General features: G+C 34.5%; 27 protein-coding genes. 14 read left to right on the forward strand and 13 right to left on the reverse strand.

The annotated features are described in order from the left end of the window. Positions 1–17 precede the first annotated feature (17 nt). Entirely contained in the window at positions 18–557 is a 540-nt protein-coding gene (locus Q1V95_RS02305; protein ID WP_300669854.1) for a nucleotide exchange factor GrpE, read from the forward strand. Positions 558–593: 36 nt separating this feature from the next. Next, the gene (gene dnaJ, locus Q1V95_RS02310) at positions 594–1,715 is read left to right on the forward strand and encodes a molecular chaperone DnaJ (protein ID WP_300669856.1); all 1,122 of its coding nucleotides are present in this window, start codon (positions 594–596) and stop codon (positions 1,713–1,715) included. 47 nt (positions 1,716–1,762) lie between these two features. On the opposite strand, the gene Q1V95_RS02315 is transcribed toward dnaJ, so the two are convergent. After that, entirely contained in the window at positions 1,763–2,410 is a 648-nt protein-coding gene (locus tag Q1V95_RS02315; protein ID WP_300669858.1) for a metal-dependent transcriptional regulator, read from the reverse strand. Positions 2,411–2,564: 154 nt separating this feature from the next. Here Q1V95_RS02315 and Q1V95_RS02320 point away from each other — a divergent pair, with 154 nt between their 5' ends. After that, positions 2,565–3,863, forward strand: a complete 1,299-nt coding sequence (locus Q1V95_RS02320; RefSeq protein WP_300669860.1) for an aminopeptidase P family protein — start codon at positions 2,565–2,567, stop codon at positions 3,861–3,863. Positions 3,864–3,913: 50 nt separating this feature from the next. On the opposite strand, the gene Q1V95_RS02325 is transcribed toward Q1V95_RS02320, so the two are convergent. Then, positions 3,914–4,300, reverse strand: a complete 387-nt coding sequence (locus Q1V95_RS02325) for an acyl-CoA thioesterase (protein ID WP_300669862.1) — start codon at positions 4,298–4,300, stop codon at positions 3,914–3,916. Positions 4,301–4,553: 253 nt separating this feature from the next. Beyond that, complete coding sequence (locus Q1V95_RS02330) at positions 4,554–5,240, reverse strand: T9SS type A sorting domain-containing protein (protein WP_300669864.1); 687 nt, start codon at positions 5,238–5,240, stop codon at positions 4,554–4,556. A 135-nt stretch (positions 5,241–5,375) separates the two neighbouring features. On the opposite strand from Q1V95_RS02330, the gene Q1V95_RS02335 reads away from it, so the two are divergent. Together Q1V95_RS02335 and Q1V95_RS02340 are read left to right on the forward strand one after the other, a co-directional pair. Continuing rightward, positions 5,376–7,361 carry a urocanate hydratase gene (locus tag Q1V95_RS02335; protein WP_300669866.1) on the forward strand — a complete coding sequence of 662 codons (1,986 nt, stop codon included), beginning with the start codon at positions 5,376–5,378 and terminating at the stop codon, positions 7,359–7,361. 10 nt (positions 7,362–7,371) lie between these two features. Then, the gene (locus Q1V95_RS02340; RefSeq protein WP_300669868.1) at positions 7,372–7,635 is read left to right on the forward strand and encodes a hypothetical protein; all 264 of its coding nucleotides are present in this window, start codon (positions 7,372–7,374) and stop codon (positions 7,633–7,635) included. Positions 7,636–7,676: 41 nt separating this feature from the next. On the opposite strand, the gene Q1V95_RS02345 is transcribed toward Q1V95_RS02340, so the two are convergent. Then, entirely contained in the window at positions 7,677–9,299 is a 1,623-nt protein-coding gene (locus Q1V95_RS02345; protein ID WP_300669870.1) for a hypothetical protein, read from the reverse strand. Between the two features lie 482 nt (positions 9,300–9,781). On the opposite strand from Q1V95_RS02345, the gene Q1V95_RS02350 reads away from it, so the two are divergent. Further along, positions 9,782–10,420, forward strand: coding sequence for a hypothetical protein (locus Q1V95_RS02350; RefSeq protein WP_300669872.1), 639 nt, complete (start codon positions 9,782–9,784; stop codon positions 10,418–10,420). Between the two features lie 49 nt (positions 10,421–10,469). On the opposite strand, the gene Q1V95_RS02355 is transcribed toward Q1V95_RS02350, so the two are convergent. After that, positions 10,470–10,964, reverse strand: coding sequence for a DinB family protein (locus Q1V95_RS02355; protein WP_300669874.1), 495 nt, complete (start codon positions 10,962–10,964; stop codon positions 10,470–10,472). Between the two features lie 218 nt (positions 10,965–11,182). Here Q1V95_RS02355 and Q1V95_RS02360 point away from each other — a divergent pair, with 218 nt between their 5' ends. Next, entirely contained in the window at positions 11,183–11,725 is a 543-nt protein-coding gene (locus tag Q1V95_RS02360; RefSeq protein WP_300669876.1) for a DUF308 domain-containing protein, read from the forward strand. A 51-nt stretch (positions 11,726–11,776) separates the two neighbouring features. Here the strand turns inward: Q1V95_RS02360 and tpx are convergent, their stop codons facing one another. Continuing rightward, positions 11,777–12,340 (reverse strand): thiol peroxidase, encoded by a 564-nt coding sequence (tpx, locus tag Q1V95_RS02365; RefSeq protein ID WP_300669878.1) that lies wholly within the window; start codon positions 12,338–12,340, stop codon positions 11,777–11,779. 57 nt (positions 12,341–12,397) lie between these two features. Continuing rightward, positions 12,398–13,018: a hypothetical protein gene (locus Q1V95_RS02370; RefSeq protein ID WP_300669879.1), complete on the reverse strand. Its 621-nt coding sequence runs from the start codon at positions 13,016–13,018 to the stop codon at positions 12,398–12,400. Positions 13,019–13,158: 140 nt separating this feature from the next. Here Q1V95_RS02370 and Q1V95_RS02375 point away from each other — a divergent pair, with 140 nt between their 5' ends. Continuing rightward, on the forward strand, positions 13,159–13,653 hold the full coding sequence (locus Q1V95_RS02375) for an RNA polymerase sigma factor (RefSeq protein WP_300669881.1): 495 nt from the start codon (positions 13,159–13,161) through the stop codon (positions 13,651–13,653). Between the two features lie 11 nt (positions 13,654–13,664). Further along, positions 13,665–14,258, forward strand: a complete 594-nt coding sequence (locus tag Q1V95_RS02380; RefSeq protein WP_300669883.1) for a hypothetical protein — start codon at positions 13,665–13,667, stop codon at positions 14,256–14,258. A gap of 78 nt (positions 14,259–14,336) precedes the next feature. On the opposite strand, the gene Q1V95_RS02385 is transcribed toward Q1V95_RS02380, so the two are convergent. Next, entirely contained in the window at positions 14,337–15,035 is a 699-nt protein-coding gene (locus tag Q1V95_RS02385) for an ATP-binding cassette domain-containing protein (RefSeq protein ID WP_300669885.1), read from the reverse strand. A gap of 105 nt (positions 15,036–15,140) precedes the next feature. Between Q1V95_RS02385 and ruvX the strand changes: the two genes are divergently transcribed. The 4 genes from ruvX to Q1V95_RS02405 all read left to right on the forward strand — a co-directional run bounded on the left by ruvX (position 15,141) and on the right by Q1V95_RS02405 (position 17,565). Continuing rightward, positions 15,141–15,551 (forward strand): Holliday junction resolvase RuvX, encoded by a 411-nt coding sequence (gene ruvX, locus Q1V95_RS02390; protein ID WP_079667079.1) that lies wholly within the window; start codon positions 15,141–15,143, stop codon positions 15,549–15,551. Beyond that, positions 15,548–16,120, forward strand: coding sequence for a peptide deformylase (gene def / locus Q1V95_RS02395; protein ID WP_300669892.1), 573 nt, complete (start codon positions 15,548–15,550; stop codon positions 16,118–16,120). Before ruvX ends, def begins: the two co-directional genes overlap by 4 nt. Before the next feature lie 47 nt (positions 16,121–16,167). Then, positions 16,168–16,710, forward strand: coding sequence for a DUF5606 domain-containing protein (locus Q1V95_RS02400; RefSeq protein ID WP_300669894.1), 543 nt, complete (start codon positions 16,168–16,170; stop codon positions 16,708–16,710). A 129-nt stretch (positions 16,711–16,839) separates the two neighbouring features. After that, complete coding sequence (locus Q1V95_RS02405; protein WP_300669896.1) at positions 16,840–17,565, forward strand: helical backbone metal receptor; 726 nt, start codon at positions 16,840–16,842, stop codon at positions 17,563–17,565. Between the two features lie 7 nt (positions 17,566–17,572). On the opposite strand, the gene Q1V95_RS02410 is transcribed toward Q1V95_RS02405, so the two are convergent. Together Q1V95_RS02410 and Q1V95_RS02415 are read right to left on the reverse strand one after the other, a co-directional pair. After that, positions 17,573–18,079, reverse strand: coding sequence for a TlpA disulfide reductase family protein (locus Q1V95_RS02410; protein ID WP_300669900.1), 507 nt, complete (start codon positions 18,077–18,079; stop codon positions 17,573–17,575). A 36-nt stretch (positions 18,080–18,115) separates the two neighbouring features. Next, positions 18,116–18,853 carry a hypothetical protein gene (locus tag Q1V95_RS02415; RefSeq protein ID WP_300669901.1) on the reverse strand — a complete coding sequence of 246 codons (738 nt, stop codon included), beginning with the start codon at positions 18,851–18,853 and terminating at the stop codon, positions 18,116–18,118. A 264-nt stretch (positions 18,854–19,117) separates the two neighbouring features. On the opposite strand from Q1V95_RS02415, the gene Q1V95_RS02420 reads away from it, so the two are divergent. Continuing rightward, positions 19,118–21,862: a fibronectin type III domain-containing protein gene (locus Q1V95_RS02420; protein WP_300669902.1), complete on the forward strand. Its 2,745-nt coding sequence runs from the start codon at positions 19,118–19,120 to the stop codon at positions 21,860–21,862. A gap of 117 nt (positions 21,863–21,979) precedes the next feature. Here Q1V95_RS02420 and Q1V95_RS02425 read toward each other — a convergent pair whose 3' ends face one another. The 3 genes from Q1V95_RS02425 to Q1V95_RS02435 are packed head-to-tail and all read right to left on the reverse strand — an operon-like array spanning position 21,980 to position 24,213. Then, a complete protein-coding gene (locus tag Q1V95_RS02425; protein WP_300669903.1) occupies positions 21,980–22,312 on the reverse strand; it encodes a hypothetical protein in 333 nt (110 codons plus the stop codon). Positions 22,313–22,324: 12 nt separating this feature from the next. After that, entirely contained in the window at positions 22,325–22,774 is a 450-nt protein-coding gene (locus Q1V95_RS02430; protein ID WP_300669905.1) for a GAF domain-containing protein, read from the reverse strand. A gap of 11 nt (positions 22,775–22,785) precedes the next feature. Continuing rightward, the gene (locus Q1V95_RS02435; protein WP_300669907.1) at positions 22,786–24,213 is read right to left on the reverse strand and encodes a TonB-dependent receptor; all 1,428 of its coding nucleotides are present in this window, start codon (positions 24,211–24,213) and stop codon (positions 22,786–22,788) included. Positions 24,214–24,237 lie beyond the last annotated feature (24 nt).

A 24,237-nucleotide genomic window follows, 5' to 3' on the forward strand; every position in this document is an offset into this window, starting at 1 on the left:
AAGAAATACCTAACGATATGGAAGATAACAAAGATATACACGAAGAAAACGAACAATTCACAAATCAAGAACACGCAAATTCGGAAGAGAACACTACTGACAATGTGACAGCAGAGAAGACATCTGAGGAATTATTGGCAGAAGAAAAAGACCGTTACCTTCGTCTTTATGCAGAATTCGAAAACTACAAGAGAAGAACTGCAAAAGAAAAGAACGAATTCTTTATGTATGCTAACCAAGACATCATGATTTCGATGTTGGCTGTTTTGGACGACTTCGAAAGAGCACTTAAAGAACTTGCAAAAACTGGAAGCGAAGAAGACATTAAAGGTGTAGAATTGATTTATCAAAAATTCAAATCTAAATTAATGGAAAAAGGTCTTAAACCAATTGAAGTTAATCCTGGCGACGACTTCAACGTAGACTTCCACGAAGCGATTACGCAAATCCCAGCACCAACACCAGAATTAAAAGGAAAAATTGTTGATGTCATCGAAAAAGGTTACCTACTTCATGACAAAGTTATTCGTTTCACAAAAGTAGTAACAGGAGCTTAAAATCGCTTATCATAAAGCATTTTAGAATTTAAGACAATGACAAAGAGAGACTATTACGAGATATTAGAAGTTACGAAAACAGCAACTTCCGAAGAGATTAAGAAAGCTTATCGTAAACAAGCTATCAAATATCATCCTGACAAAAACCCTGGCAACGCAGAAGCTGAGGAAAAATTCAAAGAAGCTGCAGAAGCTTATGAAGTCCTAAGCGATGACAACAAACGTGCGCGATATGACCAATATGGTCACGCAGGTGTTAGTGGCGCTGCAGGAGGAGGATTTGGCGGTGGCTTCGGAGGCGGAATGAACATGGAAGATATTTTCAGCCAATTTGGGGATATTTTTGGTGGACATTTTGGCGGCGGCTTCGGTGGTGGTCGTCAACAACAAGCTAGAGGAACTAACCTTAGAATCCGTATCAAACTTAACCTTGAAGAAATGGTGAATGGTACGCAGAAAACGGTTAAGGTTAAAAAAATGAAGTTGGCAGAAGGTGTAACTTCCAAAACTTGTCCTACTTGTCAAGGTTCTGGTGTCCAAATCAAAGTAATGAACACCATGTTCGGACAGATGCAAACGCAAGCTAATTGTAGCACTTGTAACGGTATCGGAAAAGTTGCTGACAAAATTCCTGCTGGCGCAAATGCTGAAGGTTTGGTTAAAACCGAGGAAGAAATCACAATCAATATCCCTGCTGGAGCAAGAGATGGTATCCAACTTAATGTAAGAGGAAAAGGTAATGATGCGCCTTTCGGAGGTACTTCTGGTGATCTTTATGTTGTGGTTGAGGAGGAAGTGGACAAATTAATCAAACGAGAAGGCGATAATCTTCACCAAGAATTGTTTATTTCTTTTGCTGAAGCAGCTTTAGGAACATCTAAAGAAATTAATGTTGTTGGCGGAAAAGTAAAAATCAAAATTGAAGAAGGTACGCAATCTGGAAAAATTTTGAGACTTGCAGGCAAAGGTCTTCCAAATATTGAAGGCTACGGTGGTAAAGGTGATATGTTTGTACATATCAACGTTTGGACGCCTCAAAAGCTTACCAAAGAACAAAAAGCTTTTTTCCAAAGTCAAATCGACAACAACGAAATGGCAGCAGAACCAACTGGAAAAGAAAAATCTTTCTTTGAAAAAGTGAAGGATTTATTTGATTAAATATATGCAAAATAATAAAATAGCTTCCTCAATTGAGAAAGCTATTTTTATTTTACTAAAAGCTTTTCGCAAACCAACTTGCTAAAAACCTCTTGTTTATTATCAATTTCGATGAGCATTGATTGATCAAAATTTTCAATGCCGATAACTTTCATTTCGGTTCCTAGCTGGATGTTTCGTTTGTTCAGATAATTAAGAAAATCATCAGAAGAAGTTGTTACTGATGCAAAAACAACCTTTTCATTTTCCTTACATTGACTCAACTTTTTAAGTTCTGGCTGAATAACGACACCATCTTTATCCGGAATTGGCTCGCCGTGAGGATCAACTTTTGGATGATTGAGGATTTCGTCCATTTTATCAAAAAAAGCATCAGAATGTATGTGTTCTAGCTGCTCTGCAATTTCGTGGACATTTTCCCAACCAAATCCCATTTTCTCTACCAAAAACATTTCCGTTAGACGATGTTTCCTCACAATGAGTGCTGCCTCTTTCCTACCCGATTCGGTCACACGGATTGGTTTGTAAGATTCATAGATGACCCAATTTTTTTCAGCAAATTTTTTAATCATGCTGTTAACGGATGGCATTTTAATTTGCAAACGTTTGCTTAGATCATTCACAGAAACCTCGTGTTCATCATTCATTAGATGATATAAGGCTTTCAAATAATTTTCTTCTGTATAGGAATTCATACTTCAAAGATACAAAATGTTAGATGATTTTTCTCAACCAACTAACAAGTTAAACAAATTTGCATTTTTATTGAATTGAATTCTACAAAAGCCGCTTTATTATTCGTATTTTTGAAAGGAAAATCAGATTTAATATTTAAAATTAAAACTTGTTATGACCACTAAATACGACAGAATTCCAAATTCCCTATTCATTAAAAATAGAAAGAAATTTGTGGCACAAATGAAACCAAATTCGTTAGCCATTTTTAATTCTAATGACATCTACCCGATCAGCGCCGATTCTACCTTGGCTTTTCAACAACACCGCGATATTTTCTACCTTTCTGGCGTTGACCAAGAAGAAAGTATTTTGCTAATATTTCCGAATGCTTATAAAGAAGAATTCCGTGAAATTTTATTTGTTAGAGAAACCAATGATCATATTGCGGTTTGGGAAGGCGAAAAGCTAAGCAAAGAAGACGCTACAGAAGTTTCTGGAATTAAAACTGTAATGTGGTTGTCCCAGTTCGAAAAAGTATTTTACGATTTGATGGCGGAAGCAGAAAATATTTATTTAAATAAAAATGAACATTATCGCGCTGCTGTTGAGACACAGACGCGTGAAGATCGCTTCATCGAATTTGTAAAAAAACAATATCCGCTTCACACAATCTTACGCAGCAATCCAATTTTGCAACGTTTAAGAAGTATTAAAGAACCTGAAGAAATTGCATTAATTCAACATGCTTGCGACATTACCGAAAAAGGAATCCGAAGACTTCTTGGCTTTGTAAAACCCGGTATCTGGGAATATGAAATAGAAGCCGAATTGGCGCACGAATTTATCAGAAACAAAAGCCGTGGATTTGCCTACACACCAATCATTGCGAGCGGAAATAACGCCAACGTGTTACATTATATTTCCAACAATATGCAACTGAAAGATGGTGATCTTATTTTGTTAGATGTTGGTGCAGAATATGCAAATTATTCATCGGATTTGACACGTACTATTCCTGCCAACGGAAAATATACACCTCGTCAAAAACAAATCTACAACGCGGTTCTTAATTGTAAAAAAGAGGCTGAAACAAGATTGGTTGCTGGCAACAATTGGCATAAATTCCATAAAGAAATGGGCGAAGTCTATACTTCCGCTTTATTGGATTTAGGATTAATAGATAAAGCTGATGTCCAAAACGAAGATCCAAAATGGCCAGCTTACAAAAAATATATCATGCACGGAACGTCGCACCACATGGGACTTGACACGCACGACTACGGACTTTTATCCGATGATTTTGCAGCAGGAATGGTATTTACCAACGAGCCTGGATTCTACATTCCAGAAGAAGGTTTTGGTGTGAGACTTGAAGACGATTACGAAATCCAAGCATCTGGAAATCCAAAAAACCTAATGAAGAATATTCCTATTGAAGCCGATGAAATCGAATCTTTAATGAATTCTTAAAATATAAAAAACACCATAAAAAAGGCTGTCAAATTTGACAGCCTTTTGTTTTATTCAAAAATGCGTTGTGGCTTTTTGCTTTCGTCTATCGCTACCAAAGTAAAATCTCCCGAGACTGCTTTTTCTCTAGTTTCGGCATACATTTCTTCGATAAAGATTTCGACATTAACCTTCAAACTGGAGTTTCCGACGTATTTTACTTTGCCAATAAGCTCCACCAAAGTATCTGCTGGTATTGGTTTTTTAAAATCGATTCGGTCGCAACTAACAGTTACAAAAGATTTTCTTGCAAATCTAGTTGCTGTCATAAAGGCAACTTCGTCCATCATTTCCATTACTTTTCCACCGAACATGGTGTTGTGATGATTGGTTGTGTTTGGGAAAACCACTTTAAAAACGTGGGTTTCGGAAGCCAAAATTTTGTCTTCGTAATTCATTTCTTTTTTTAGAATTAAAAGTTTAACAATTGAAATGAATAAAAATCGCTAAGATTCTTACTTCAAATCGCGAAAGTTTTCGGGGATCCGGCTTTGCCGAAGCATTACGGTTGCGCGACAGCTCGTGATTCTCACACGATTCACCCTTGCGAGTGCAAAGATAATTTTTTTAACCGATTACACATATTTAAAACAAAAAAATTCCCTTTCAAAAAAAGAAAGGGAACAAATATGTTGTGTTGTGTAAGACAAACTAATCCTTGATAACTTTAAATGATTTATCATTATTTAATTTAACAAGGTAAGTTCCAGACTTCAACTTCGACATATCAACATTCAAGCTTTTTGAACTTTGATTGTTGAGCTCATAGACTAATTTCCCTGACAAATCAAAAATCTGAACCGTTGTTATATTCATTTGATTCTGAATATTTAAAACATTTTTTACAGGATTTGGTCCAAAAGAACGCTTCGACAAATCTTTATCGGATGTAGACAATTTTGCTGCTTTAAAATGAATTACTTCAAATGTCGGAGAGCCAATTGTTAGTGTTTTCTCACCTCCATTATCTTGGATATAATAGTTATAATTATCTCCTGCTTTAAAAAAACTACATAACAATCCAAAAAACTGATTGACTTGTCCATTATCACCTTGATAATCTCCGACCGTACAACTTTTGCTATTTACAGTAAAAATATTCTGTCCACTAAAAGTCACATCAGCCGTAACTCCATTAAAAAAAGATAAAACGATTTGCTGTGGATTCGTGTTAACTTGTGTGTTATTTTGACCACTCATAGCAGGTGGAAATTGCACGGGCATTGTTTCTTTTACATACTTTGTTATTTCCCAATTGGTATTTAACAAGTCTTGATTTTGCCCAAAAGAAAATGCACCAATCATTAGTGCAATCGGAAAAAGTAATTTTGTTTTCATAATAATTTGTTTATTGCTAAAGTTAATAAAAAAACTGATACACAACAGATTATAGTTTTATTTGTTTTGTATTTTCAATTTTGAATATCTTTAAAACCAATTTTGAATTTCAAATCTCAAATTTCAAATTAAATAATGACATTTCAAGAACAAATAAAACAAGGAATTCCTACGGAACTTCCTCAGGTAAAAACTTACGAACCCAATATTAATCACGCTCCGAAGCGTAAAGAAATCTTAACCGACGAGGAAAAGAAATTGGCTTTACAAAATGCGTTGCGTTATTTCGAGCCTCAATTTCATGCGACTTTAATCCCTGAATTCAAGAAAGAATTAGAGGATTTTGGAAGAATTTATATGTATCGTTTTCGTCCAGATTACGAGATGAAAGCCCGTCCGATTACCGATTATCCTGCGAAATCTCAACAAGCTGCGGCGATTATGTTGATGATTCAGAATAATTTGGATTATGCTGTAGCACAACATCCTCACGAATTGATTACCTACGGTGGAAACGGTGCGGTTTTTTCAAACTGGGCGCAATATCTTTTGACGATGCAGTATTTGTCGGAAATGACAGATGAGCAAACTTTGGTAATGTATTCTGGACATCCGATGGGACTTTTTCCATCTCACAAAGATGCGCCGAGAGTTGTAGTAACCAACGGAATGATGATTCCAAATTATTCAAAACCTGATGATTGGGAGAAATTCAATGCTTTGGGTGTTACGCAGTACGGACAAATGACGGCGGGAAGTTATATGTACATTGGACCGCAAGGAATTGTGCACGGAACAACAATTACAGTTCTGAATGCTTTTAGAAAAATAAATAAATCACCAAAAGGAGGTCTTTTTGTGACTTCTGGATTGGGTGGAATGTCGGGAGCACAGCCAAAAGCCGGAAATATTGCAGGTTGTGTAACGGTTTGTGCTGAGGTAAATCCAAAAATCACCAAAATTCGTCACGACCAAAAATGGGTCAACGAAATCCATGAAAATATGGATGAATTGATTGAAAGAGTGAGAAAAGCTCAAGAAAATCAAGAAACCGTTTCTTTGGCTTACCTTGGAAATATTGTTGATGTTTGGGAGAAATTTGCGGATGCAGGTTTGAAAATCGATATCGGTTCCGACCAAACGTCTTTACACAATCCTTGGGCAGGTGGTTATTATCCGGCTGGAATTTCTTTTGAAGAATCGAACAAAATGATGGCAGAAAATCCAGAATTGTTCAAAGAAAAAGTTCAAGAAACTTTGAGAAGACATGCTGCAGCAATTAATAAACACACCGAAAAAGGAACCTATTTCTTTGACTACGGAAATGCCTTTTTATTGGAAGCTTCGCGTGCTGGAGCGGATGTGATGTCTGCAACGCCAAGTTTGGGAAGAGAATTCAAATATCCAAGCTATGTTCAAGATATTATGGGACCTATGTGTTTCGATTATGGTTTTGGACCGTTCCGTTGGGTTTGTACAAGCGGAAAACCTGAAGATTTACAAAAAACAGATGACATTGCTTGTGTGGTTTTAGAAGAGATGATTCAGAATTCTCCAATTGAAATTCAGCAACAAATGAAAGACAATATTCAATGGATAAAAGGTGCTCAAGAAAATAAATTGGTAGTTGGTTCTCAAGCCAGAATTTTATATGCCGATGCGGAAGGAAGAATGAAAATTGCGGAAGCTTTCAACAAAGCCATCAAAAATGGTGAAATTGGAGCAGTAGTTTTGGGAAGAGATCATCACGATGTTTCGGGAACGGATTCTCCGTATCGTGAGACTTCTAATATTTATGATGGTTCGAGATTTACTGCAGATATGGCGATTCATAATGTGATTGGCGATAGTTTCCGAGGAGCAACTTGGGTTTCTATCCACAACGGCGGTGGCGTTGGTTGGGGCGAAGTGATCAACGGTGGTTTCGGAATGTTATTGGATGGAAGCGATGATGCAGATAGAAGATTGAAATCAATGCTTTTTTGGGATGTTAACAACGGAATTTCCAGAAGAAGTTGGGCAAGAAACGAAGGTGCTATTTTTGCTATCAAACGCGCCATGGAAGCGGAACCAAATTTAAAAGTGACACTACCGAATTTGGTAGATGAAAGTTTGCTTTAAAATCCGCTTAATGAAAACCTTCAAAACAAAGAGCAATTTTAATTCAGTAAAAGTATTTAATCAAAAGGAAGAGCTTATTGGAGAAATTATAACTCCTTTCATAATTAGCGGATTATTTGAAAAAATAAAAACCAACAATGCTATTTTCAAAATAAAAGGAGCTGGATTTTTATGGAATGACATTAAAATCTATGACAATGATAATTACTTGATATGTAAATCAGATAATTTTAAAAAGAGAATTATTTATTTCGGAGAGGCTATCGAATATTGATAGCCTTTTTTTATTCTGTTTATTTTTTTTCTCTGGATTAATTATTGTCTTTTGTAAGTCATAATTCGTTCTCCATCAGAATTTTCGCTAACCACAAGATCAGTTGCAGTAAGTTTGTCTATTTTATAAGTATTAATATTACCATCACTTTCAAAAACTTTCAATTCTGTGAAAGTTGAATTTACAGAATATGTACCCGTCTGCGTACCAGAACACGCACCAACTTGCTCATAAGTGAGATTAGAGCTAAATGTTGCTACAATTTGCCAATTGCAACTTGGTGAACCTAGCATTGGACCACAATAAGTTGAAACAGTTTGACCTTCTGGTATACAAGATTCGCATACACCACACCAATAAGTACTAACATGTTTCCAAGAGCCTAATAATAAATTTTGTTCTTTAACAATACTTATTGGAAGAGAGCCAGAAAAAGTATTGTAATCATCTTTATAAGTATAATTAAGATTGGTTGTGACATTTTTTATTTTCTCGTTCACAATTTTTGCCTTAAGCTTAATCTTTCCATTACTTAAAAAAGAAACATTGCTTAACACAGCATTTGGATCAGTTATAGAAAACTTATATCTATTAAAATATGTATTGTTGAGCAAAACAGTAGAGTTGCTAGAACTCTGTGGAACGACCTCCAATGATGATATTGTGAAACTTGAAAATGGTATATGATCATTAAGCCATTTTGCAATGTTGTTAACCGATGTTATTAATGTATTAAGTTCTCCCATACATTTAAAAAATACAGAAAAATTTTCAAGAGTATTATTGCTATCATTAGCAATTAAGCTTCTTCTTTGTGTACTAAAATTCAAATTTTTATCAACATCATCAGTCAAGTTAATTGGTCCAGTTTTTTCGGAAAAGTCAGAATTGACGATAAGCATCTTCTCATCAATAAATTTCTTACCAAAATTATAAGCTTTTTTCATCGTTACCAAAACACCTAAAAAAGCGCCAGCTTTAATAAAAGGATCGGGAGCCAAAACCATTAATAAGTTACAAGCTGCAAAGGCAGCGACTGCCATTTTTTTCTTATTAAGGTTTGCGTTAGCCTCAAAGTCTTCATCATAATCGAATCCCTTTGTAAAATTATTTCCAAAATTATTTGTTAAAACATTATCATAGAAATTTTTGTTCGCTAGGTAAAATAAAGCCATATTCTTTTTATTCTCTTCAGATGCATTTTGGAATATTTTTTTTATGTTTTGAAGATTATTTTTCAATGCGATACTATTCGAAGAATCATCTAAGGTTTGTGAAAAACTATCTGATAATGCAAAGAGCATCCCCATGGTTTCTGTTGCACTTTTTACTAATTGTGTGTCTTTGATATTAAGATTTATTTTAAAACTAAGATTAATGATGCTAAAATCGTTATTACCTAACATCGCATCTGCAGGTATTATAAAAGTTACTTTACCCATTTCACCCGAAATCACATCAATATCCTTTGAATTTAATTTTCCAGAATAGGTCTGTCCTGTTATTGCTCCTTTTGCATCAATAGTCACTGCTTGGAGTCTCTGCGCTTCAATACTGCTTACAGAATCGGTTATAGGTTTATCATCCCTATTATCTTTACAAGAGATAGGAAGTAAAAAAAATAGACTAAAAATAAATTGAATGTAAAAGAGTTTTGTTTTCATAGCGTTTGATTTTACACTCAAAATTACTTGGCTTTTATAAAAAAAATATACCTAGTACTAGGTATATTTGATATTTTATTTTAATTTTAAAAAAGAATCTATTTAATTCTCTATCAGGATATGCGTATTTTTTTATCAGGAGGACCAATACTTGAGCCAATGATTGGGATGTTTTGTGCGACTCTTTCTTGCATTGGCATATTAATTTACATTATCTACAAGTACTTTAAAAGTGAGCATTATCAACAAGCAAAATTGTGGGACATTTCTAAAAAAATGCTCTATGCTGTAGTTGCACTCGCTATTATCTTGACTGCCTTATTTTTCATTTGGTATCTTTTGTTTTTTATTTTTACGGGGATTGCTTTTTCTGCGATTAAGTAGTTAAAAAAAGCATTAATCATAGAAAACATTGTGGCTAAAATCAGGCTTTCGATTTAACTTTTAAAAAGAATAAAACTCTAAGTTTTAAATACTAAGTTATGAAAATCTCCATTCCTAAACCATGTCATGAAAACTGGGATCAAATGACACCAGCCGAAAAGGGAAAATTTTGTGGCATTTGTAGTAAAAATGTCACTGATCTAACCGCAATGTCTGATGATCAAATCCTAAATGAATTACAATCCAATTCTAACATCTGTGTTATTGCGAACGATTCTCAGCTGAACAGAAATTTGGAGTACTCTTTTATAAACTCTTTATTTTCAAAGTTTGCGCTTGGGGTAATGTTGACATCTGCAGGAATTGTAAGTATCAACGCACAACAAAAAGGAAATCAACAAAGTACGAAGGGAGAAGTGACACATATTAGCTCTAGCAACGACACTAACAATGTTCGTGTAATGGGAAAAATAGCTATGCCGCCTAAAAAAGATACGGTTAAAATGCCTATTCGTCTGGGAACAATGGCTGTAAATCCAGACAAAACAAAAGCCAATCCTATCTACGTTCTGGACGGAATTATTGTTGACGAGAAAAAAATTAAAGACTTAAAACCCGCTAATATTAAAAAAGTTGAAGTTCTGAAAAAAAATAAAGCCACTGACCTTTATGGCGAAAAAGCCAAAGATGGTGTTATTATTATAACTTCAAAAAAGAAGAAGCAAAAATTTTTATAAATAAAGGAAAAGGCTATTTCTAATCAGAGATAGCCTTTATTACTTTTGTTTAATATTCTGTATCTGCAGATGGTCCATAACTTGGTGGAAGTGCGATATCATTTAATCGATAATAAACGCCAAGCTGAGCTCTGTGATGTGTTGCCTGATTCAATGCATGTCGGATGGCACCGTACTTTGTCCATTCCATCATTATTTCACCATTATTTTTGATCGCCCAGTTCGGTTCTAGTTGATCTTCTGTTGCAGCTTCTAGACTTGCAATTCCTGCATTGTAATCGTCCTCCAACTTCTGTTGAAGTTCTGCTTTGGTCGAAACCTGAGCGGGTTGATAATCTCCTTTTCCAAAATCCAATTCTGATGTATTAAGAATAAATTTTGGCCAAGCAAATACTTCTGCAATATGAGATGCCAACGGCATTAGCTTCATACTTTTTTCATGTGGAGCATAATCGTTTTTACCTTCTGGAAAACGTTCAAAAAAAGCTTTTGTTGTTTCGTACTCGTTTTTTAATTCCTCTTTTAGTTGTGATAAAGTATCCATATTTTCTGTGATTTTGAATTATAAAATTAGCGACTTTAATTTCAAAAATATGTTAATGCGTTATTAAATGATTTATAAAATAAGCGAACTGACATTTAATCCAAATAAAATAGCAAAACCAAATAAAAAACCACTTATAAAGAATAGCATAACAAATATCATATATAGGATGTAAGGAACATAATTTGCATTGTAATTTGTACACAAAAACAAATACAATGAGTCAAAATTACACAAACCCGTACAAGTACTGGTATCTTCCTCTTATTACTGGTATTATCTTTATTATTAGTGGATTTTACATTTTTAAAACACCACTAGCCTCGTACTTAACTTTAGCAATGATTTTTGCAGCAATCTTCTTTGTTACAGGTATCATTGAGATTGTAAATGCCTTTAGCAATAGACATTATCCTAACTGGGGTTGGTCTCTAGCTGGTGGTATTGTAGATTTAATCTTGGGAATTATGTTAATATCTTCGCCAGCACTCAGCGCAACTATGTTACCTCTTTATGTTGGAATTACGATTTTGTTCCGCTCGATTACAGGAATTGGAGCTTCCTTAGCTTTAAAGAAAGTTGGTGGTAAATCTTGGGGAGGTATTATGATTTTCAGTATCTTTGGATTATTGTTTGCAATTTTAATGATTGCGAATCCAGTTTTCGGTGGTCTAACAATCGTGTATTACACCGCCTTTTCTTTTATTATGATTGGTATTTTCCAAATTATGTTTGCTTTCGGTTTGAAAAAATTGAAGTAAATAAAATCATATTTAAACCAAAACAGTCTCAAAATTTTGAGACTGTTTTTTTTATTTCTTAATTGCTTTTAAAGCTAAATCATAATTGGGTTCGTTACTAATGTCGGCAACTTGTTCTTCATAAACAATTTTACCAGTGGGATCAATAACCACAACCGCACGACTTAACAAGCCTCGGGAAGGACCATCTACCATTTCTACACCATAACGTTTTCCAAAATCTGATCTAAAATCTGATAACATAACAACATTATTAATCCCTTCTGCACCACAAAAACGTTTTTGAGCAAAAGGCAAATCTTTAGAAATACAGAGAATAGTGGTATTTGGCATTTCGGAAGCCATCTGATTAAAAGTTCTCACAGACATCGAGCACACACTCGTATCAACACTTGGGAAGATATTTAACACAATGTATTTGCCTTTGTAGTCATTAAGACTTTTGGACTGCATTTGGTCATTTGTTAATTCAAAATCGGGAGCAGCAATGCCAACAGTGGGAAGTTTTGCAAAGGTCTTAACTTCTTTACCACGCATCAATACTGTGCCTTGTTGCGCATGAGCCACTCCAAATGCCAATAATAATCCGAAACTAAATATTTTTAATGCTTTCATATTTTTAAAATTTAGATCAAATTTAAAACAAAAAAACTTCCTTTCGGAAGCTTTAATCTATTTTAACGCAGATACATTAATCTCGTCCATAATTGGTTTTAGTTGATCAACAGTATAACCATCGGCTTCAATTTTGATAACATAACGATCTTTCAAAAGATAGGTAATTTTTGATTCTAACAAGTCACCATTTTTATGCTCCGAAATAATAGCTCTTGTATTGTTAAAGTTGGTTGTCTTTTCGTAACCTTGTTCATTATTTTTTTCGGACTCAGCTTTTAGGCCCATCATAATCATTGTTACCACCGCACTTCCCGATTCTCCAGCACCATCCATAATGTTTAGTCTAACATTTTTTTCGGTACCATCAGAATATTTTGCATCAGCGGTAATAAGCCCTACCATCATATTATCACCAGCGTTGTACTCAGTTCTTTTAAGACCAATTACATTTTCTGGAAGTGCTGCCTTAATTTCGTCGTTAGAAAGTGGTTTTACAGTTTTAAGCTTATCAGCGCTTTTCTGGATATCATCCATTGACGCAGAAAGATTGCTAAGAGTCTTTGCTCCATTTACAACATCGCCAATTGACGTTGAAGATTCGTCAGTTTTTGGTTCTTCATTTTTTTTACAAGCTACTAAACTCGCGACAGCTAGTATTAAAAGTGATTTTTTCATATTTTTTATTTTCAGTAAATACAAATCTAATATTTTAAAAATAAACTTATTAATTTTTAAAATCAATACTTAAAAAAATAGTATTATTTTTTTGTAACATTTCCGAAATTCTAGCACTAACCTAGTGAGAACTAAAATTAATGACGACTCTAGAATCTGAGTTTTTACAAAAAATCGAAAAGCATAAAGGTATCATTTTCAAAATTTCGAAAATGTATATGGGCAATCGGGAGGATCAGGAAGATCTTTTCCAAGAGATTACATTTCAGGTTTGGAAGGCTTTTTCTAGTTTCAAAGGCGAAAGCGAATTTTCGACTTGGCTCTACCGTGTCGCTCTTAATACTGCCATCGTATTTTTAAAATCAGAGAAAAAAAGAAGTTTTATAGACAATGCCGAAGTTTCTAATTTTAAAATCGAACAAGAGGATTACAACCACGAAAAGGAAGAAAAACTCCAAAAAATGTACGAAGCCATCCAACAGCTAAATCCCATCGACAAAGCTTTTATCTTTTATTATCTCGAAGATTTCTCGGGAAGAGATATCGCACAACAGATGGGAATCTCCGAAGGCAACGTCCGTGTAAAAATGAATCGTGCAAAAAATAAACTAAAAGACATTTTATCTAATCCATAAATTACAAAGCAATGAATATAGATGATCTAAAAAATATTTGGGATAATGACGATCCCAAAAACACGCCAGAAATCAGCCTAGAACATAGAAAAAGCATTAATCTTCCGCTGGAAAAAATCCGCAGCAATATGCGTTGGGAATTTTGGTCAACTTTAGTATTATTAATTTTTGTACTTGCCGCAATTTGGTTCATAAAACTGCCATTTAGATTTCAATTGTATCTTGAGATTTTGGTGGCAGCAATGACGATGGTGACTTTCTTTTTTTATGCTAAATTTTTCAAACTTTATAAAGAAATCAGCAATCCCGAACTGGAAACTTTAGCGTCATTAAAAGACTTGTTAACGCAATTCAACCTAAACAAGCAATATTACTTATCATTCTACATCAGCTTTGTACCGTTTTTAGTTGGCGAAATGATTGTGGTAATCGAGTCTATTCCGCCATCGAGAGCTTTGGGCGATTTGCAATTAACAATGTATTTTATTGGATCAATATTAGCTGGACTAATATTTTTATGGCTTCTAGGGAAATTTTGGTTTCAATATTATTACGGAAAGTATATCGATAAAGTCGAAAAGCTTGTTAAAGAACTTCAAGATTAGTTTTAAAAATAAAATACAAAGCTGTTGTAAAGTAAAAGCGCGATGTCCAAGGACATCGCGCTTTTGTTAAATTTTCGATTAAGCCTCTGTATAACTTTGGAAAGCCTGTTCGAGACTTTCATATTTTCCTTTGAATTCGGAAATTGGTGAATCTTGAATGATATTCCCTTTATGAATCAAAATCACACGCGAGCAAAGCGCTTCTACTTCTTGCATAATGTGTGTGGACAAAATCACGGTTTTTTCTTTTCCAATTTCCTTTATCACATTTCGGATTTCGACAATTTGGTTAGGATCTAGTCCGTTGGTTGGCTCATCCAAAATCAATAAATCTGGTTGATGAAGAATGGCTTGCGCAAGACCAACACGCTGTTTGTAACCTTTAGACAACTGGCTTATTTTCTTAGATTTTTCAGGTGTTATACCTACCAATTCGATCACTTCTTCTACTCTATCTTTTTTGACACCGTGGATATTCGCCACAAACTGAAGATATTCTTTGACGAACATTTCTTGATAAAGCGGATTGTTTTCGGGGAGAAAACCAATTTTCTTTTTGCTTTCGATATCGTGCGTTGTAATGTCTTTTTGATCCAATAAAATTTGACCCTCATCAATTTTCAATGCGCCAACAACAGACTTCATCAATGTTGATTTTCCTGCACCATTTGGACCAAGAAGTCCAATAATTTCGTTTTTGTTGATAGTAACATTCACGTTATTAAGCGCGACTTGGTCACCAAATTTCTTCGTCAGATTAATAATATCTAAAGCCATTATTTACAAATATCTAGGGACAAAAATACTAAATCTAATTCTGAAATTCATTTCTCTTTTAAAACAATTTTCAAAGCCTAAAATTTTTCGTAAATTTGCAAACCTATGGGACAAATCCTTGCAATTGACTACGGAAAAGTAAGAACAGGACTCGCTGCAACCGATGATGCCAAAATCATCGCAAGTGCATTGACGACTGTCGAAACGCCAAAGTTAATCGATTTCCTAAAGGACTATTTCAGCAAGAATAATGTAGAAGCAGTTGTCGTTGGCTTGCCAACAGACCTCAAAGGACAACTTTCTGAAATAGAAACGGACATTCAGCAATTTTTAAAAGTTTTTGAAACTGAATTTCCTGATAAGAAAGTACATCGTTTGGATGAGCGTTTTACTTCCAAAATGGCTTCATTTTTTATAAGTCAAAGTGGAAAGAATAAAAAACAAAGACAAGAAAAAGGTCTTATTGACCGCGTAAGTGCAACCATAATTTTGCAAAATTTTTTAGATCAACAATGATTTTACCAATACGCGCCTTTGGCGATTCAATATTAAGAAAAATGGCTCACGATATCGACAAAGATTATCCTGAGTTACAGACTTTGATAGACAATATGTTCGAAACCATGAATGGTGCTAACGGCATTGGGCTTGCTGCGCCGCAAATTGGTTTGGACATTCGTCTTTTTGTTGTGGACATTACACCACTTGCAGACGATGAAGATTACGAAGATATCTCGGAAGAGCTTAAGACTTTCAAAAAAGTATTTATCAATGCACAAATCCTTGAAGAAAGCGGTGAAGAGTGGAAATTCAACGAAGGTTGTCTTTCGATTCCAGAAGTCCGAGAAGATGTAAAACGCAAAGAAACTATCAAAATTGAATATTTTGATGAAAATTTTGTGAAACATATCGATACTTTTTCGGATATTCGTGCGCGCGTTATTCAGCATGAGTATGACCACATTGATGGTATTCTTTTCACAGATCACCTTAGTGCTCTAAAAAAGAAGCTAGTAAAAGGAAAACTACAAAAAATCGCTAACGGCGATGTAGGTGTTAGCTACAAAATGCGCTTTCCAAAATAATTTAAAATAAATAAGAAAAAAATAAACAACGACTAAACATTGAAACAATGCAGTTAGAAAAAATAATTTCAATCTCAGGAAAACCAGGACTTTTCAAATTAGTTTCTCAATTAAGAAACGGATTTATTGTAGAAGATATCACATCTAAAAAGAAAGTTAGCATCTCTAACTCTAGCCAAGTTAGCTTGCTAGATAACATCGCGATGTTCACTTTTGATAAAGAAGTTCCGTTGTTTGAAGTATTTGAAAATATTGCTAAAAAATACGATTTCAAACAAACGATTAACCACAAATCTAGTGGTGAGGAGTTGAAAGCTTTCATGGAAGAATCTCTTCCTAATTACGATACAGAAAGAGTATACGAGTCTGATATCAAAAAGTTAGCACAATGGTATAACCTTTTGCAAAAAGCTGGTTACATTACACCAGATAGTTTTGTAAAAGTGGAAGAAGTTGTTGAGGAAGCACCAGCAGCTGAGGAAAAACCAGCTAAAAAGACAACTAAAAAAGCAGCTGACAAAACTGAAGATGCTGAAGAAAAGCCAGCTAAAAAACCAGCAGCTAAGAAAACAACTAAAAAAGAAGATTAATTATATGTCGTCAATTAATGTAAAATTCGTAGAGAGTTTTACATACTAAATTGTCACAATTTTAATTAAAACAATAAAAACTCCATCAAAAAGATTATTTTTGGTGGAGTTTCTTTTTAATATGCAGTTATGAAAATTGTTTCCTTGGTACCATCGTTGACAGAGATTTTGTTTGATTTTGGATTGACTTCCGAAGAAGTTGTTGGCAGAACAAAGTTTTGCGTTCATCCTAAAAACAAGCTTAAAGATGTTACGATAATTGGTGGAACCAAAAACATAAATATTGAAAAGATAAAATCCCTAAATCCCGACATTATCCTCGCAAACAAAGAGGAAAACATTAAAGAGCAAGTTGAAGAATTGATGCAAACGCACAAAGTGGTTGTCACACATGTCGAAACTTTAGAAGACAATTATTACTTACTCAAAAACCTCGGAAATTTACTTAACAAAAAGGAAGTCGCGCAACAATTCAATCTTAAAATTCAGGAGCAATTTAATTTTGAAAAACCCAAAACAAAACTAAAAATCGCCTATCTCATTTGGAAAGAACCTTACATGAGCATTGGTCGCGACACTTTTATTCATCATGTTTTACAAGAAATCGGTTTCGAAAACTTTTTTGCCAATCAAAAACGTTACCCAAGTTTTGAACTAAAAGATTTGGCTGATGCTGATGTTATTTTTTTGTCTTCAGAACCTTATCCTTTCAAAGAAAAACACGTTGAAGAAATTCGGAAAATCTACCCTAACAAAATCATTAAAATCGTAGACGGTGAGGCTTTCTCGTGGTATGGCACTCGAATTGCGCACATCGGCGATTATTACCAAAACTTGATTGCGGAAATTTTATAAATTATGTTTATTTAAAAGACTCTAATGATCCTATAACGACATCTGCATTATCTTTATTTATCGAACCAAAAATCCGCTGAACGACAGCTTTTTTATCCAAAATAAAAGTCAAAGGATATTTCCGAATACCGTAGTTTTCCAAATCTTTGTAATTACACGCCAATTTATCAAAGTTAAATTGATGCGTCAAAAGGAATTTTTCAATTTTTTCTTTCGAATCAAAAGTCAAAGCTAAAAACTTATACTTGTCTCCATATTTTGTTTTCAGATTATTTAAAATCGGTATTTCTTCGAGACAAGGTTCGCAAGTCGTAAACCAAATATTAAGTAGAATTGGTTTGTCCAAACTTTTAAAATTAATATTTTTTCCATCCAAATCTGTAACATTTTGCACCGAAAATTCTTTATCCAAAAGTTTACTCAAAAATGGATCTGCCGACCGCGAATCAAATTTTTGAGCATAAAAAACTAAGCTTATACAAAAAGTAAAAAGAGCAAACACTTTAGTTTTCATACTTCGGGATTTATGATTTACTACTATAGAAGAACACTACTTTTTATACTCTAGATAAATACCATCCCACATTTTGGCAATTTCTTTGGATAGTTTTTCGAAGGATTTGTTTTCGGATTCGATTCGCAGATTATCTACATCTTGGTTTTCTTTCCAGATATTGGATTTTTTCTCAACCTCATCCGTTGCCTCTGCTAAACCATACAAATATTCCGTTTGCACATCAAACAAAGCAGCAGAAGAAGTCGTTCTCACTTTTACTTCTTTATTTTTAAGATAGCCCAAAGCAAAAACATTTTGAGGTCCATAGTTCTTGGCGTCGACCGAAAATTCAGTATCAAAAGTGTAGACCAACAACATTTGTGCTTTCATTTTTGCAGCTGCCAAACGTAAATCTTTTATTGTTTTATAATTATAAGGAAGCAACAATCTGTTGAATGGCGAAATCTGTTGGATACCTTTAAGTTTTCCTAATTCTTGAATTTGCTTTTCCTCAGTCGCATCTCTTGTTAATATCATCGTAAAATTTCCGTTGTTGGTTTGATCAATATTTCGAGAATAACGAAAATTAGAATACTTCGGCGCTTGGATTCTCGCAACGGCAATCGTTACAGGAAATTCTGCAGTTGGTTTATTGGCTAAAACTTTAGAAATATCTTCGTCCGCTAATTCCGATATTTTGACATCGCCGCCTGGCGTCACATATTTGGTTGAACAAGAGCCTAAAACAAGTGATACGAAAATAGGTAAAAAGAGTTGAGTTTTTAGTTTCATAATAATTAATTTGAGTGTTTTGGATATTAATAATACAACGGAGAAATAACATCTCTTATTACGAAGCAAAATACTTAAAATTTGTGCAAAAATAGAGTAAATGAAAAATCGAAAATAAAACAAAAGTTAAGCTAAGTTTCACAATTCCTTTAAATAACACGTATATAAAGCTCAAAAACTGAAAATCATTTAATAAAGTCTTAAACCTAGCTTTCAAAATAGTTTATATACCAAGCCTACTTTTGACAAGCTAAAATTTTATTAATGAAAAAAATTCTATTTGTGCTTGTCTTGTTATGTTACAAGATAAGTTTGGGACAAGAACTGTTCCCCTATTTGCAAGCGCCAGCAACAACCTCTATGACAGTAAGCTGGAAAACGGAATCTAATCCAGAATCTATCGTTGAATTTGGAAGTTCAAAAGACGCATTAACAAGAACAGCTTCTGCTGATGCTGTCATATTTTCGGATACTGGTTATCCAGCAAACTACTATTACCACACTGTAAAAATGGATGGTTTGCAAGCCAATACAAAGTACTATTACCGTATCAAAACTGGCACAAGAAACTCTCAGATCCATTCTTTCCGAACGCTTCCCCTTCCTGGGCAACCAGCAACAGCTGATGGACATCTTCGATTCCTTGTGATCGGCGATAACCAAATGCGTGATCTACCAAGATTTGATTCGATTGTTTCGGCGGCGTATCGTAAAATTGCAAAAACGTGGGGTTATGACAAAGAACCAAGTGACAACATTACTATGACCGTTATGGTTGGTGATCAAGTAGATGTGGGAACTTTGGATCATTACGAAAATGTTCATTTCAAAAAAAATAGAAAAATATCTGGTCTACTACCCACACAAACTCTTGTCGGAAATCACGAAACCTATGGAACACTTGGCATGAAAGCCTATTACGACCATTTCGTTTTGGATGATTTGACGTACAAAGGTATTTCTTCTGGCTCCGAAGCTTATTATGCAAGACAAGTAGGAAATGTTTTATTCTTAAGTTTTGATACGGAACATCCTGGCAACGATCAAATAGCTTGGTTAAATAAAGTTTTGCCAGCTGCCAATCAAGATCCAACCGTACAATGGATTGTTTCTTTAGGACATAGACCTTATCAAGCGGAGCAATATGTTGGTGATATTTCGACTTGGATCAGAAACACCGTTATGCCAATACTAAACACGTCTAACAAGCACATTTTACATATTGGCGCACACCATCATCTTTACCACAGAGGTCAATTAAAGAACTTCCCAACTTATCAGATTATTTCTGGTGGTGTTGCATGGGATCAATATTGGGGAATGGCAACAGAGCAGGATTTTGACGATGTTCAAAAAACTATTTCCAATTGGATGTATCAGATTATCGATGTGGATACCAACAACGGAACTTTTAACGTAGAATCTTATTCTATCGGAAGTATCTATGAGTGGAAAGACAATGTTAAAATGGATGAATTTCATTTCGCTAAAAACAAAGTTGCACCTAACAAACCTAGTATTCTAAACGATTTCAAAGGTCAAAATTTAGAATTGCCAATAACGATTGAGAGTTCTGCTTATTCAACAACATCGGACGAACTTCTAAATTCTACAGAATTTGTTCTTTCAAAAACGCCTGATTTTAGCATCGTCGAAAAAGATGTCTATAGAGATTACGAAAATCTTTATGGTAAAAAAGGAAATCGCGTTGACGAATCCAAAGACCTTAATGAAGGCGTTGATATTACCAAAGCAACGCTTGCGGCTGGCGCTTTAACAAACGGAACTTATTATACCAAAGTGAGACACCGCGATAGAAGTTTGAGATGGTCAGATTGGAGCGCAGTAAAAAGTTTTAACATCATTAATAGTTCAATTGTTAACACAAAAATTGAAATTGATACGATAGCTTACAAACCTAATGCTCCTATCAAAGTAAGTTTTACAGATACACCTGGAAATTCTACCGATTGGGTTGGACTTTACAAAAAATCACAAACGCCAAGTTCTTCTTCGCCATCACAAAAATGGGCTTATACCAATGGACAAGTTAGCGGCACAATTAATTTCCCAACTGGACTTGCAAATCCTGGAATGTATTATGCGACAATTATGTCAAACGGCGGTTATACCGAAATTGCAGATAGAAAGTATTTCTATGTTGGTCCCTTTACACATCTAGAAACTGACAAAAATGTATACGAGGTTAGCAAACCAATTACAATCTCCTTCAAAGATGCGCCAGCACTTAGCAAAGACTGGATTGGTATTTACAAAGTTGGACAAAAGCCAGGCGTTGCAACTTCCACCGATTGGAAATACGTCAATGGTGCAACCAACGGCACATTTACTTTTAACGGGCTTCCAAAAGGATATTATTTCGCACAATACCTTTTGCAAGATGGTTACGATGAAGTTGGTAACAAAATCTTCTTTCAAGTTGGGGATGACATTACACAATTAATGATTAACAAAACCATGTACAACCTTAACGAAAACATTGTTGCAACTTGGACGGATGCACCAGGTATTGTTAAAGACTGGATTGGTATCTACCATAAAGGCGACGATCCTAATATCGATCCTTTGGTTAGTTACACTTACTACAACGGAAAAGCAAGTGGAAGTATCCAAATCCCAAGCGAAAATATGCCTAAAACAGCAGGAGATTATTTTATCGTAATTTTTACAAACGACTCTTATAGTGAGGTTTCTAACCGCGTACAATTCGAAATGGTTGACAGTACTTTGGGAACTACAGGTTCTGAAACAAGAAATGAGTTGCAGGTATATCCAAATCCTGTCAATCAGGGTGAAAAAACTTTCTTAAAGTCAAAATATCCAATCGATCAAATTGACATTTATGATATGACGGGAAGCTTGTTTTATACTTCAAAAAACATTCAATCTCTTAACTATTCTATTATTAACCAAAGTCTTCCAAAGGGAACTTACATTTTGAAAGTTCATACCAACAAGCTTTACACGGTTAAAATGATTATTAAATAACATATGTTTTAAAGCAAAACACATCTCTAAAAACAAAAGGCTAACTTTCCAGGTTAGCCTTTTTATATTTTATTAAAACTTGAGAGTTTTAAACTTTTATTTTTTATAAAATTGAAATCAATAAAAACTTAGTACAGCTTTCATTTCTTCGATAATGTTGTCATTGTTAAGATATTCTGCTTCACCAAAATTTAGTTTAAAATCAAATTCCTTGGAAAGATTTTCTAGAATCTGAGGTGAAGATTTTATTTCCCCTTCAAACCAATTGGACCAAGCCATTAAAATTTCTTTTTTATCTTTTTTAAACTGATAAAAATCGAAATCAATGCCTTTATCAAAAATGATTTGACTGTATTCTGAACACAACCTCCAAGAACTTTTTTGCAAATGTTCTACAATTGCAAAAAACTTAGAAGTTTCAATATTGATGGCAATCTGCGTTTCCACCATTAAAAGTTTGAATTACAAAATCTCAGCAACTTTCTCGCAAATCCACTGCAAAAGCTCTTCATCAGCCTTTGTGAAAGGATCTATCTTATGACTGTCGATATCGATTTGACCGATGTTTTTTCCATCTTTAAAGATCGGAACAACGATTTCGGACTTAGTATCAATCGAACATGACAGATAATTGTCTTGCGCATGCACATCAGGAACCACGAAAGTCTCGCCAGAAACGGCAACTTGTCCGCAAATCCCTTTTCCAAACGGAATCACGTTGTGATCGGTTTCAGCACCAACATAAGGACCTAAAATCAATTCTTCTTTATCTCCATTTCTAAAATAGAAACCTGTCCAATTGTAATACTCAATTTCTTGATCAAGAAGTTGACAGATTTTTAATAATTTAGAATTTGTATCTGCATCTGGTGCGTCCAAAATTAGACCCGCACGTTTTTTTAATTCGTTCATATTTAATAATATTAATCGATAAGACTCACCTCTTTGTAACCAAACATCCCTCTATCTTTAATGATTTCGGCAACACCTTTTGGCAACATTTCTTCCCATCCACATTCGTGACAGTTAATTTTTTTAAGAACATCGCGAGAATAGATTTCCAAGAATAAAGGATTGTAATCTTTGATATCGACAATTCTCTTATTTAGTTTAAAATATTTGTAAAGTTCTTTTAGGTTAGAATGAACTTTCAAGTTTTCTGAAGTCAATAATTCGCCAGTTTCTGCATCTTTGTATGGATATAGATACACGCGCATATCTTTTTTGAAAAACTTACCAAAAGCTTCCAAAATTCCACCTGATAAATTTTTATAATACTCTTCATCAAAAACATCCAAAAGATTATTAACGCCCATTGCAACGCCAATATTATGATTGGTATAGCCTGAGAAATAATCTACCATTCTGTAATATTCTGAGAAGTTAGAAATCATAATTGTATAACCTAACTTAGCCAAAACATCTACTCTATCTAGGAAATCTCTTTCGTCAATATCGCCATCAGCACGCAAGTTAGAAATTGTAATCTCAAAAAGGACTTGGGTATCTTCATTGGTACAACCAACATCTTTCAAAAACATCTCGAGACCATTGACAAACATATCGATATTAACCTTTGTTACAGGTCTAAAACTGCCTCGTACTGCGAAAATATTTTTCTTGTAAAGTATATCTGCTGGCAGCATATTGTTACCTTCGGAATTAAAAATAACCGCGTCGGTCATTCCTCTTTTCACCAATTGCAAACTCATCAAACGGTTGTCCACATACGCGAAAGATGGTCCGCTAAAGTCGATCATATCAATCTCTACACGATCTGTTGATAGCTCGTCATAAAGCGAATCGATTAATCTTCTGGGATTGTCTGCATAGTAAAATGCGCCGTAGATAAGGTTAACGCCCAAAGCACCTAAAGTCTCTTGCTGCAAAGTCGCATCGTTATCATTAAATTTGACATGGATTACGATTTCGTTGTAGTCTTCGTTTTCCGTCATTTGATAACGAATACCAACCCAACCATGACCTTTCATGGTTTTATCAAAATTGATGGTTGTTACGGTATTTGCGTAAGAAAAGAATTTCTTCCCTGGATTATTATCTCGAGAAATACGCTCTTCCACCAAGCCTACTTCGTAGCGAAGCATCTTGCGAAGACGATTTTGTGTTACGTAACGATTTTTGGTTTCTTTTCCATAAATAGCATCACTAAAGTCTTTGTCATAAGCAGACATCGCTTTTGCGATTGTTTGTGATGCCGCCCCAGCACGGAAAAAATATCTTACTGTCTCTTGTCCAGCTCCAATTTCGGCAAAAGTTCCGTAAATTGAACTATCTAAATTAATTGCTAAAGCTTTTTGTTTTGGTGTTAATTTTTGATGAATAACAGACATTTAGAATTTTTTGTAAATTTACCA

The organism is Soonwooa sp. (assembly GCF_030151385.1).
In the GTDB taxonomy this organism is placed as follows: Bacteria; Bacteroidota; Bacteroidia; order Flavobacteriales; family Weeksellaceae; genus Soonwooa.